The sequence below is a fragment of the Desulfovibrio sp. Huiquan2017 genome, assembly GCF_017351175.1.
Taxonomy (GTDB): domain Bacteria; phylum Desulfobacterota; class Desulfovibrionia; order Desulfovibrionales; family Desulfovibrionaceae; genus Pseudodesulfovibrio.
This window is the reverse complement of the sequence record NZ_JAFMPN010000014.1, coordinates 1-11,768: the sequence shown is the minus strand read 5'-3', so window position 1 is coordinate 11,768 and position 11,768 is coordinate 1. Positions and strand designations below refer to the sequence as shown.

General features: G+C 59.4%; 14 protein-coding genes and 1 pseudogene. 3 read left to right on the top strand and 12 right to left on the bottom strand.

The window, feature by feature from the left end:
- Position 1: 1 nt before the first annotated feature.
- The 12 genes and pseudogenes from J0909_RS12890 to pyrG form a co-directional block, all read right to left on the bottom strand.
- On the bottom strand, positions 2-466 hold the full coding sequence (locus J0909_RS12890) for a PTS sugar transporter subunit IIB (protein ID WP_207263405.1): 465 nt from the start codon (positions 464-466) through the stop codon (positions 2-4).
- A gap of 10 nt (positions 467-476) precedes the next feature.
- Positions 477-914: a PTS sugar transporter subunit IIA gene (locus J0909_RS12885; protein ID WP_207263403.1), complete on the bottom strand. Its 438-nt coding sequence runs from the start codon at positions 912-914 to the stop codon at positions 477-479.
- Positions 915-916: 2 nt separating this feature from the next.
- On the bottom strand, positions 917-1,798 hold the full coding sequence (gene rapZ, locus J0909_RS12880; RefSeq protein WP_207263401.1) for an RNase adapter RapZ: 882 nt from the start codon (positions 1,796-1,798) through the stop codon (positions 917-919).
- Positions 1,799-1,815: 17 nt separating this feature from the next.
- The gene (locus J0909_RS12875; protein ID WP_207263400.1) at positions 1,816-2,265 is read right to left on the bottom strand and encodes a PTS sugar transporter subunit IIA; all 450 of its coding nucleotides are present in this window, start codon (positions 2,263-2,265) and stop codon (positions 1,816-1,818) included.
- Positions 2,266-2,267: 2 nt separating this feature from the next.
- Positions 2,268-2,810 carry a ribosome hibernation-promoting factor, HPF/YfiA family gene (gene hpf, locus J0909_RS12870; RefSeq protein WP_207263398.1) on the bottom strand — a complete coding sequence of 181 codons (543 nt, stop codon included), beginning with the start codon at positions 2,808-2,810 and terminating at the stop codon, positions 2,268-2,270.
- 33 nt (positions 2,811-2,843) lie between these two features.
- A complete protein-coding gene (rpoN, locus tag J0909_RS12865) occupies positions 2,844-4,253 on the bottom strand; it encodes an RNA polymerase factor sigma-54 (RefSeq protein WP_207263397.1) in 1,410 nt (469 codons plus the stop codon).
- A 239-nt stretch (positions 4,254-4,492) separates the two neighbouring features.
- Positions 4,493-5,218, bottom strand: coding sequence for an LPS export ABC transporter ATP-binding protein (gene lptB, locus J0909_RS12860; protein ID WP_207263396.1), 726 nt, complete (start codon positions 5,216-5,218; stop codon positions 4,493-4,495).
- Positions 5,219-6,040: an LptA/OstA family protein gene (locus J0909_RS12855; protein WP_286182009.1), complete on the bottom strand. Its 822-nt coding sequence runs from the start codon at positions 6,038-6,040 to the stop codon at positions 5,219-5,221.
- Between the two features lie 25 nt (positions 6,041-6,065).
- Positions 6,066-6,683 carry an LPS export ABC transporter periplasmic protein LptC gene (gene lptC, locus J0909_RS12850; RefSeq protein WP_207263395.1) on the bottom strand — a complete coding sequence of 206 codons (618 nt, stop codon included), beginning with the start codon at positions 6,681-6,683 and terminating at the stop codon, positions 6,066-6,068.
- Positions 6,684-7,208 (bottom strand): KdsC family phosphatase, encoded by a 525-nt coding sequence (locus J0909_RS12845; protein WP_207263394.1) that lies wholly within the window; start codon positions 7,206-7,208, stop codon positions 6,684-6,686.
- Positions 7,201-8,004, bottom strand: coding sequence for a 3-deoxy-8-phosphooctulonate synthase (gene kdsA, locus J0909_RS12840; RefSeq protein WP_207263393.1), 804 nt, complete (start codon positions 8,002-8,004; stop codon positions 7,201-7,203). Before kdsA ends, J0909_RS12845 begins: the two co-directional genes overlap by 8 nt.
- A 6-nt stretch (positions 8,005-8,010) precedes the next feature.
- Positions 8,011-9,737: pseudogene (pyrG, locus tag J0909_RS12835) on the bottom strand (CTP synthase).
- Positions 9,738-9,910: 173 nt separating this feature from the next.
- Between pyrG and J0909_RS12830 the strand changes: the two are divergent.
- The 3 genes from J0909_RS12830 (at position 9,911) to J0909_RS12820 (ending at position 11,683) form a co-directional block, all read left to right on the top strand.
- Complete coding sequence (locus tag J0909_RS12830; RefSeq protein ID WP_207263392.1) at positions 9,911-10,726, top strand: phosphoribosylformylglycinamidine synthase subunit PurQ; 816 nt, start codon at positions 9,911-9,913, stop codon at positions 10,724-10,726.
- A gap of 9 nt (positions 10,727-10,735) precedes the next feature.
- A complete protein-coding gene (locus J0909_RS12825) occupies positions 10,736-11,224 on the top strand; it encodes a nucleoside deaminase (RefSeq protein ID WP_286182008.1) in 489 nt (162 codons plus the stop codon).
- A gap of 72 nt (positions 11,225-11,296) precedes the next feature.
- Entirely contained in the window at positions 11,297-11,683 is a 387-nt protein-coding gene (locus tag J0909_RS12820; protein WP_207263391.1) for a NifB/NifX family molybdenum-iron cluster-binding protein, read from the top strand.
- Positions 11,684-11,768: the final 85 nt, after the last annotated feature.

The window sequence follows — 11,768 nt, the reverse complement described above, 5'->3', positions numbered from 1 at the left end:
CCTAGAACCTCACCTGTACGGGGTCGTTGGGCACGCAGCGGAAATCGAGTTCCACGCCCTGGCGGTTCAACTGACGCAGGCAGGTCTCGTCCTCGTCGGACAAGGCCACGCTTGGGGATATCTGTCGCTTGCCCGGGCTGTAGTGGATGTTGCCGACGTTAAGCACATGGAAGCCGAAGCCGGAATCAAAGGCCCGGCGGGCATCGGCGCAGTTGGAAAAAAGAATGATGGCCCCGTCGTCGCCGACGTTGGAGCCGAGTCGGGCAATGGCCGAGGGCACCTCGTCCACGGTAACGAAGGAACTCTTCACCGCCTGGGGGATGGCCAGGGACATGATTTCCTGCTGGAGGATGTCGTGAGCCAATTCGTCGTTGGCCACGATGACCGTCTTGGCGCCGGTATAGGGCAGCCACGTCTCAATGATCTGGCCGTGAATCAAGCGGTTGTCTATACGAACAAACGTCACGGCGCGGTCCCTACTTTTTCGCTTTCTTGCGCAGCATAGCCCCAGCGACCTTGATCCCTTGCTGCCCTGCTTCCATGGCCTTTTCGGCCAGGTCGTGGAGTTTCAGGGAACGGGATTGCAGGGTGGCCACGAGCATGGGCAGGTTGACGCCGGTGATGACTTCAAGGTTTTCCGACTTCATCAGGGAAAGGGACATGGTCGTGGGCGAACCGCCGAACAGATCGGTCAGGGCCAGGACGCCCTTGCCCTGCTCCACGGACTGGATCGCCTTGCGCACGCCTTCCAGGGCTTCGTCCACGCCCTTGTTCACGTCGATGCCCACGGCCAGACAATTGTCCTGGGGGCCCAGAACCATCTCGGCCGCCCCGAGCAGGGTCTCGCCGAAGCTGCCGTGGGTAACCAGCACCACGCCGATCACGCCGTCTTTTTTGTCAGTCTTTGCAACCATGTCTAACCGAGTTCCATATGTCGATGTTCGATCGAAACCGTATACCCTTTTTCCTTCAGGGTTGCCAGCACCGACTCGGCCACGGAAACCGACCGATGCCGGCCGCCGGTGCAGCCTAAGGCCAGGGTGATCCTGTAGCGTCCTTCTTCAGCGTAAAGCGGCAGGATATAAAGCAGAAAATCTTTGAAACGTTGAATGAACCCTTGCCCCGTGGGATTGTCCAGGACGTAGGTGGACACGGCCTTGTCCAGGCCGGACAAGGACCGCAGGGATTTGTCGAAATAAGGATTGGGCAGAAAACGGAGATCGAAGACCAGATCCGCCTCGGACGGCACGCCGTACTTGAAGCCGAAGGTGATGATGTGCACCCGCATGCCCATACCCACCGTTTCCAGGGATGACCACTTCGCCTGAATGACCCGGCGCAGGTCGTGGATGGAGTAGTCCGTGGTGTCCAGGACCAGGGCCGCGCCGGAACGGACCGGCTCCAGCAGCTTTTTTTCCATTTCCAACGCCGCTTCCAGGCCCAGGTTGCGGCTCTCCAGCGGATGCGGCCGGCGGGTGGTCGCATAACGCCGGACCAGTTCGCTCATCTTGGCTTCAAGAAAGAGGACCTGCGGGGTTATGCCGAGCTCGGCGAACCCCTTCAGGGCCTGTCCCCATCCGTCCACGAACTCGAACTGGCGCAGGTCCATGCCCAGCGCCAGGCCGCGATACTTGGTATCGAATTTGAGGATGAGGTCGGCCAGCTTGGGCGATATCTCGGACGGCAGTCCGTCGATACAGAAGAAGCCCAGATCTTCAAAGACCTTGAGGGCGGTGCTCTTGCCGGACCCGGAGAGCCCGGTGACGATCACCACGGGAAAAGGATTGGTCGCGGTCAACGGTGTCCGTCCCGGGGTTATACGCTCTTGAGCAGGGCCCAGAGGGCCTCAAGGTCTTCGGCCGCCAGAAACGCCTTGCGGAATTCCTCGTCCTTGAGAAGACGGGAGATCTGCGCCAGGACGCGCAGGTGCATGCCCGCTACCTGCTCCGGGGCCAGCACCAAAAAAAAGATGGTGCAGGGACTATGGTCCAGGGCCTCGAATTCCACACCCTTGTGGCTGCGGCCCACGACCACGATGACCTTTTCCAGGTCTTCGAGCTTGCCGTGGGGAATGGCGATACCGTCCCCAATGCCAGTGGAGCCGAGCCGTTCACGATCGAGAAGGACACGGACCGCATGGTCCGTGTCCATCTCTGGATATTGTTCGCCCAAGGGGGCGACGAGTTCTTGCAGAACGTCCGATTTGGTCTCGGACGCGAGTTCGGGAAGGATCAGCTCCTTCGCCAGGTAATCACTGAGTTTCATGCTTAGTTACCAGGGTCGATCAGGCCGTAATCGCCGTTCTTCCTCTTGTATATTACGTTAACGCCTTCGGTTTCCGCATTGCGGAAGACCAGGAATTCATTGTCAAGGGCATCGAGCTGCATGGCGGCCTCGTCCACGGACATGGGCTTGGGCTCGTATGCATCGGTGCCTACGATGGTGGGGGATGAACCGGCAGCGAGGTCCTCATAGGACAGGTAGTTCATCTGCACCATTTTATTCGGACGCGCCTGTCTGGGGCGGTTCTTCATCTTTTCCCGCATCTTGCGGAGCTGGGCTTCCAGCTTGTCCAGGACCATGTCAATGGTGGAATACATGTCTTCCGAGTCTTCATAGGCCGAGATATGAATGCGATCCGAGTTCAGGATCACGTCCGCCTTGTGGCGGAACTTATCGACCAGCAGATTGACTTGGAGATCTGCCTCCGCATCGGAAACGTATTTTGCTACCTTTTCAAAACGCTTTTCCGCATACCCCTTGAGGTGATCGGAAGGCTCGAAGTTCTTGAAAGTGAAGCTGATGTTCATACGCCGCCTCCTGGTTGAGAGTGCCAAACAGTTCTAGAAGTACTGCTTGCGTTTTGAAGATGAAGGAATGCCCATGGCCGAGCGGTACTTGGCGACCGTACGCCGGGCGATATTCACTTCCAGTTTTTCCTGGAGGATCTCGCCGATGCGCTCGTCACTGAGCGGTTTCTTCGTGTCTTCGTCTGCGATCATTTGCTTGATGAGCGCCTTGACGCTCTCCGAGCCCACCTGGGAACCGTCGTTCAGATCCAAGGCCGAGTTGAAGAAAAACTTCAGCTCGAAAATGCCGTGGGGAGTCGAAACATACTTGTTCGTCGTGATCCGGCTCACGGTGGATTCGTGCATTTCGATATCTTCCGCTACCTCCTTGAGGATCAAGGGTTTGAGCTTTGTCACGCCTTCTTCGAAGAAGGCTCTTTGAAAACCGACGATGCTTTCAACCACTTTATACAGGGTTCGCTGCCGCTGGTACAGACTTTTCATCAACCATGCGGCGGAACGCATCTTTTCCTGAAAATATTCCTTCTCCTTGTCGGCCGCGCCCTTCATGGAATCCACGTAGAAGGTATTCATCTGCAACCGGGGCATGCCGTCCTCGTTGAGGATGATGACGAAGTCCTCGCCGTACTTGTAGACGAACACGTCCGGGCTGACGTAATGCGGCTCGGTGCTGGAGAAATTGGCGCCGGGCATGGGATCGAGCGTCTGGAGCAGGTCCAGGTATGCCTTGAGCTCGTCCATGGAGATTTTGAATTTGCGCGCCAACGGCTTGTAGCGATTCTTTTCCAGATCCTCCAGATGGTCGCGCACCAGGGAGACCAGAGTCGGGTCGTCGTAGCCCAGGACTTCCATCTGGACCAGCAGGCATTCCTGCGGGCTGCGGGCACCCACGCCCACAGGGTCCAAATGCTGGATGCGCAACAGGACGGATTCGATCTCCTCCTCGGAGGCCTGGACCATGGCACCCAACTCCGCCATGGACGCCTGCAGGTAGCCGTTTGAATCGAGATTGCCGATGATGACGTCCCCGATGGCCAATTCCTGCTCCGAAAAGCTGGACAGACGCATCTGCCAGTTGAGATGCCCTTCCAAGGAAGGCTTGGAGGCCAGCCGCGCCTCGAAGGACATACCCTCTTCCGGCATTTCCATGTCGCGGGACATGGCCTGCTTGGAGGTGGAGGAAAATTCGCCGAGATAGTTTTCCCAGTCGGCGTTGCGGACCAACTCCTCCTCGGCCTGGGATTCGGTCAGGGCCTCCGCTTTGTCTGGGACCTCGGTGTCGGTTTCGGTCTCATCAAGAAAGGGATTCTCCAACAATTCCTGCTGCACCGTCTCCAGTAGTTCAAGACGCGATAACTGCAGCAGCTTGATGGCCTGCTGCAACTGGGGCGTCATGACCAGTTGCTGAGAGAGCTTGAGCTGTTGCCGAAGTTCCAATCCCATGATTCGTCACTCGCTTGAAGTTGTATTTATCGGCTGCTGGATAACGAAAATTTTTTTCGCCCGCCCACCATTTTTTTCAAACCAACTATGCCACAGAGAATTTAAGGATGCAACACAATAGTGATAACATCCTGTTTCTATTGTAAATACACAGGGCACATTGATGGTATGAAAAAAGTGTACCAACCTTTGGGTACGGTGTAAATCGGGAAAGCGAAAAAAAGATAAGGGCAAGGAGATCAGAGATGAAAATCTTCGCCCAGATAGATCTGCCGGGCGCGGCTGGATGTGACGATTTCAGACGGGGCTCCCTCCAGAATGACCGTCCCTTCGTAGACAAGGTAGGCACGATCGCAAATGTTCAGGGTCTCCCGGACATTGTGGTCGGAAATGAGGATGCCGATCTCCATGGACTTGAGCACGGAGATTATTTCCTGGATGTCGATGACCGCAATGGGGTCGATGCCCGCGAACGGTTCGTCCAGAAGAATGAACTGCGGATCGAGGATGAGCGCCCGGGCGATCTCAAGCCTGCGCCGCTCGCCGCCGGACAGGAACATGGCCGCCTGGTCCGCCAGCTTGGTGATGGTGAACATCTCCATGAGTTCCTCGGCCCGGGCCCGCTGCTGCCGTGAAGTCAGGTTGGTCTGCTCCAGGATGATCTGGAGATTCTGGCGCACGGTAAGCTTTTTGAAGATGGAGCTTTCCTGGGGCAGATAGCTGACGCCGAGGCGGGCGCGCTCGTGCAGGGGCTTGTCCGTGAGCGGCTGGCCGTTCAGCGACACCTCGCCGGTGTTGGGCTGAACAATGCCCACGAGCATGTAGAACGTGGTCGTCTTGCCCGCGCCATTGGGACCGAGCAGGCCGACCACCTCGCGCGTGTTGACCTCTATGTTGATGCCGTGGACGACCTCTTTCTGTCCGTACCGCTTGGACAGGTTCGTTGCGCGCAGACCTTCCGCCATCTACTGCACCTTGAGATTGCCGGGAGTCATGAAGACGGCCTTGACGCGCTGTTCGCCGCCGATGACCTCGGATCGATCGTCTTTGATGTGGAAATTGATGACTTCGCCGGTCAAGGAGTTGGGGCCATCCTGGAGTTTGGGATTCTGCTCCATCTTGAGGAGTTGCGGCCCCACCAAGTAGGTCAGCTTGCCGCAGGTTCCTTCGGTGGTCCCCTTCCGTGCCCGGACTTTGCCTTCGGCCACGATGCGGTCAACGCTATCGGCGGAAAATTTCTTGTCGGAGCTGGACGCGAGAAAGGCCGAAAGCCTGTCGGCCCAGAGGGTCAGTTCGCCATGGGTAGCGACCACGTTACCCACGAAGGAAATGACCTTGCCGGTTTCATTGTAGGTCATGCGATCGGAAGTGATCTTCACCGGCAGACGGTTCGGATCCATGCCCACCGGAATGGGGGCGGGCGGCGGTGTTTCAGCCACAGCACCCGTGACCTGCCCTTCTCCGGAATCGATCTTGGGGGCCGCCGGAGTGGGCGTGGACGCGGCCTTCTTCATCTCAACAGCCTTGAGGAATTTCGCGTTGGCGTACCCGACGGCCTTGGCCGGGTCGCGATCCTTTTCGCTCAACTCGAAGACGGCCACCCAGCCGTTTTCGGGGAAGTCGGTGCGCACCCGCTGGCCCTTGGCCAGGGTGACCACATGCGCGGCCCCTGGATTGGGCGCCTTGCGCACGTTGAGGTTGACCGTGGCCTCGCGCACTTCGCCCCAGTCCTGGGCCAGGGCTCTGACCGGAACCAGCAACAGGGCCAGCAGCAGCAGCATTCCCATACGTCGAACCGTTTTCCGCAACGTCTTATTCCTTGTTTTCATGCAAAGGATTCCTTCCCAGTCCTTCCGGGGCCAACAACGCTTCCACGCCGCCCGCGGCCACCAATTGGTTCGTGGCTAAGTCGAGTTCCATGGCCTTGGCCTGAACAATCATGTCCGGTCGGCGCATAGTGACGCCGCCCTTGAGGTACACCTTACCTATTGCGCCCACATAATCAAGATGTTGGGCGTCCAGGGCCAAGTTGCCGAATCGCCCGCTGACACCGTCGTACAACGACAGATTGTCGTTTTCCTGATCCACCTCGCCACGGTCCGCCTGGACGTAGACCTCCCGGCGATCCTCGCCGAAAAAGGCGGTCAGTTGGGGGAAATCCATGGCGATGATGCCGAGTTCCTGGTTGTACTTGGCACTCCGGGCTAACAACTTCCAGGCCATGGCCCCCTGCTTGCCCTGGACGAGTTCGATGTCCTCGGCCGAGACGTCGGCGTCGGCGAACATCTCCTCGCGCGACGCCCTTGGCCGCTCGGCTGTACCGGTTTCCTCCAGAATGGGCTCGGAAAAGAAAAGGGAATTCACCCCCAGGCCGATAAGCAACCCCAGGGCGAAAATGACGAGAAGAATCAGAGCCGGGCGCCCTTTCATCTAGTCCACCCAGTGTTGCAGAGCCTGCTCCTTGAGGCCGCGGGCCTCCAGGATGAAGGCGATAGCTTCACGGACCGCGCCGTGTCCGCCTTGCCGGGCGGATATCCAATCCGCGGCCTCGATCACCTCGGGCACCGCGTTGGGCACGCACAGGGCCAGCCCGGCGCGGCGCATTACGGCCAGGTCGATCCAGTCGTCGCCCATGTAGGCGGCCTCCTGGGGATCGACCCCCGCCTTTTCGCACATCTCTTCGAACAACGGCACCTTGCGGTGATGCCCTGCGTAATAATGCTGGATGCCCAGTTCCCGAACGCGGTTCTCCACCGGTTTCTGATTCAGCCCCGTGATGACTCCGACCTCAAGGCCCATTGCCTGGGCCACCTTGATGCCGAGCCCGTCCTGCACATTGAACCGCTTCACGAGGAGCCCCTCGTCGCCATAGTACAGGCCGCCGTCGGTGAGCACGCCGTCCACGTCGAGCACCAGCAGTTTGATCTTCCGCGCCAGCGCAGTCGCATCAGCCACGGCTGATCTCCCAGAGGGCCAGAAGCCGCCGGAGCAGCTCTTCCACTTTGGCCAAAGGCAGGGAATTGGGACCGTCGCACAGCGCCTTGTCGGGGTCGGGATGAACCTCCATGAAGACGCCGTCCGCGCCCGCGGCCACGGCGGCGGCGGCCAGGACCGGGACGTATTCCCGCTGCCCGCCCGAAGCGCCGCCCAGTCCGCCGGGCAACTGCACCGAATGGGTCGCATCCATGATTACCGGCACGCCGAAAGCCCGCATCTGCGGAATGGAGCGCATGTCCACCACCAGGTTGTTGTAGCCGTAGGTGGAGCCGCGCTCGGTCAGCCAGATGCGCTCACTGCCCGCCGAACGCAGTTTGTCGACCACGTTTTTCATGTCCCAGGGGGCGAGAAACTGCCCTTTCTTGACGTTGACCACCCTGCCCGTTTCTGCGGCGGCCACCAGCAGGTCGGTCTGGCGGCAGAGGAAGGCCGGAATCTGGAGGACGTCGGCCACCTCGGCCACGGGCGCGGCCTGTTCGGGGTGGTGAATATCCGTGACCACGGGCAACCCCGAAGTGCACTTGACCTCGGCCAGTATTTCGAGCCCCTTTTCCAGGCCGGGGCCCCGAAAACTGGTCAGCGAAGTCCGGTTGGCCTTGTCGAAGGAACTCTTATAGACGATGGGGATGTTCAGCTTTGCGGCCAGTCCGGCGAGCACGTCGGCGGTCGCAAGCGCGGTCTCCCGGCTTTCAATGGCGCAGGGGCCGGCCAGAATGAACGGGCCGGACCTGCTGAGTTGATAAAGATCTGCCATGGGCTGCTACTTCTTGGCCTTTTCGTCCTTGGCGGCCTTGATGAACTCCCGGAACAGCGGGTGCGGGTGCATGGGATTGGACTTGAATTCCGGGTGGAACTGGCAGCCCAGGAACCAGGGATGGCCGGGCAACTCCACGATTTCCACCAGAGATTCGTCCGGAGCGGTGCCGGACAGGACCATGCCGTTCTGCTCGAACTGCTCGATGTACTTGTTATTGTATTCGAAACGATGGCGATGCCGCTCGTCGATGTTCACGACCTTGTAGGCCTCGAAGGCCTTGGTGTCCTTCTTGAGTTTGCACGGGTAGGAGCCGAGCCGCATGGTGCCGCCCTTCTCGGAGTCCTCGCAGCGGGTCTCGGTCTTCTTGGTCCGAAAATCGAACCACTCCTTCATCAGGTAAATGATGTTGTGCGGGGTGACCTTGTCGAATTCCTCGGAATTGGCCCCTTCCAGGCCGATGACATTGCGGGCGAACTCGATGCAGGCGCACTGCATGCCCAGACAGATGCCGAAAAAGGGGATTTTGTTTTCACGGGCATACTTGATGGACAGGATCTTGCCCTCGATGCCGCGTGAGCCGAACCCGCCGGGCACCAGGATGCCGTCCAGCCCCTTGAGTTTCTTTTCCACGTTGGCCGGGGTGACCTTCTCGGAATTGACGTATTCCAGCTCCACCTTGACCTCATTGGCCACGCCGCCGTGAATCAACGCCTCGTGCAAGCTTTTGTAGGCCTCGGTCAGGTCCACGTACTTGCCGACGATACCTATCTTGACCACGCCCCCGGGGTGGTCCAGGGCGTAAACGAGATTCTCCCAGGGGGCGAGCTCGGCGTTCTTGGCCGGCAGCTTGAGCAGGATGGCGATCTTTTGGTCAACGCCCTCATTGTAGAACTCCAGGGGGACCTTGTAAATATTGTCCACGTCCACGCCGGTGAACACGGCATCCTGATCCACGTCGCAGAACAGGGCGATTTTCTTCTTGAGGTCCTCGGGCAACTGCACTTCGGAACGAGCGATGATGATGTCGGGCTGGATGCCCACAGAGCGCAGTTCCTTGACCGAATGCTGGGTCGGTTTGGTCTTCAATTCGCCCGCGGCTTTGATGTACGGCACCAGGGTCAGGTGGATGAACAGGACGTTTTCCTTGCCCAGGTCGTTCTTGAGCTGGCGGATGGCCTCCAGGAACGGCTGGCCCTCGATGTCGCCCACCGTGCCGCCGATCTCGATCAGGGCCACGTCCTCGCCGTTGGGCAGGTTGATGACCGCTTCCTTGATGGCGTCGGTGATGTGCGGGATGACCTGTACGGTGCCGCCCAGGTAGTCGCCGCGCCGTTCCTTCTGGATGACGGAGTTATAGATGGAACCGGAGGTGTAGTTGTTCTGCTGGCTCAGGGCCNGCCGCCCAGGTAGTCGCCGCGCCGTTCCTTCTGGATGACGGAGTTATAGATGGAACCGGAGGTGTAGTTGTTCTGCTGGCTCAGGGCCTTGCCCAGGTAGCGCTCGTAATGGCCGAGGTCGAGATCGGTCTCGGCACCGTCGTCGGTAACGTACACCTCACCATGCTGAAAGGGGTTCATGGTCCCAGGATCCACATTGATGTAGGGATCGAGTTTTTGGATGGTGGCTTTGAGGCCGCGGGCTTGGAGAAGCGCTCCAATAGATGCCGCGGCCAGGCCCTTGCCCAGGGAGGAAAGAACACCACCGGTAATAAATATGAACTTGGTTTTCATACGTCAGGAAGCCCCTTCGTTAAGCTTGGATTATAAGGATATATCATAGCCGGCGTCGTCCCCCGGCCATGTTGACTGTCGTGCGCCGGACACGTATGTTCCTGCCCAGCACGCCGCTGCTTTCCAAATTTTGCAGGGTACTGCGACAAAGTCAATACGAAGAGGAGATTTTCATGGCCCGCGTCAACGCACTTGTCATCACCGGATACGGCACCAACTGTGAAAAGGAATCCGCCTACGCCCTGCGGGAAGCTGGTGCGGATCAGGCCGATATCATTTATTTTTCCGACCTCGCAGCGGGCCATGTCCGCATGGACGACTATAACTATTTCCTCTGCCCCGGCGGTTTTCTCGACGGCGACGATCTGGGCGCGGCCCAGGCAGCGGCCTTGCGCTGGCGCTGGTCCAACGACGCGGGCGGCAAACCCGTGCTCGATCAGTTGAAGGGATTTTTCGACAAGGGCGGCATTATCCTCGGCATCTGCAACGGCTTCCAGCTCCTGTGCAAACTCGGTCTGCTTCCGGGCATCGGCGGACGCTACTTTGAACGGCAGGTCTCCCTGTCCTACAACGATTCCGGCCGATTTGAAGATCGCTGGGTACGACTCAAAACCAATCCGGCCTCGCCTTGCGTGTTTACCAAGGGCATCGACTTTCTCGACGTGCCCATCCGTCATGGCGAGGGCAAGATCATTCCCATGGACGCGGACACCTTTCAGGCCTTGCAGGATGAAAATCTCATCGCGGTCCAGTACGTCCATCCCGAGACCCGCGAGGTCACCCAGGAATATCCATACAATCCCAACGGATCGTCGCTGGGCATCGCCGGGCTGACCGACCCCTCCGGACGCATCCTCGGCCTCATGCCTCATCCCGAGGCGTACAACCACAAGACCAACCATCCGTCCTGGACACGGGGCACCGACCCGGACATCCCCCTTGGCCTGACCATGCTCGAAGCCGGGGTACGCTACCTCAAGGATCGATAACCCTCGGCCATGGCCCTTCCCATCGCGCCCTCTCCACCCGCCGGAACCACCTGGCGCGATCTCATGGATGTGGCCTTCGGCGAAGCATGCACGGCGGCCCGGGAGGGCGAGGCCCCCATCGGCGCGGCCCTGTTCACGCCTACAGGCACTCTGCTCACGGCCGCCCACAACCGGCCCATCGCATCGCATGATCCAACCGGCCACGCGGAAATCCTCTGCCTACGCGAGGCGGCCCGCGTCATGAGCAACTACCGGTTGCCCAACACGATCATGGCCGTGACCCTCGAACCGTGCCTGATGTGCACGGGGGCGCTTCTCCATGCCCGAGTGGCCGGGGTGGTCTTCGCGGCCCGGGACGAACGCGCCGGGGCCCTGGTCTCCAACATGCAAGGGGGCTCGCTGCCGTTCGCCAATCACCGGCTGTGGACCGTGGAAGGCGTCATGGGCGAGGAATGCTCGGCCCTGCTCAAGCGATTTTTCCTGGAGCGCAGAAAATAGGCGGCACCTCTTTACAACAAAAGATCCCGTATTATTTTCTTGTATTCAGACCCTATCATTCAGGAGAGATTTATGATCATCGCACTGCCCACCCGCGAAGGCCTCATCGACGACCATTTCGGCCATTGCGACCACTACACCCTGGTGACGGTAGAGGACAATCGAATCACTTTCAGCGAACGCATGGATTCCCCCCAGGGATGCGGCTGCAAGTCCGACATAGCCCCGGTCCTGGCCGAGCGTGGCGTCAAAGTCATGCTCGCCGGCAATATGGGCCAGGGCGCACTGAACATCCTCAAAAACGCAGGCATTGAAGTGGTCCGCGGCTGCTCAGGCCCCATCGAAAAAGTCCTGGAGAAATGGCTTTCCGGCGAACTCAAGGACAACCAGATCACCTGCGACCACCACGACTGCGACCATCACGACGAGCCCGTCCTGACCGAGCTCAAACCGCTCTAGGCGGCCCGGCCAGAAGAAAAAAAGCCCTCGGACGGAGTTGTCCGGGGGCTTTTCTTATGCGGCCCCATGTCAAGGACTCCCGTAT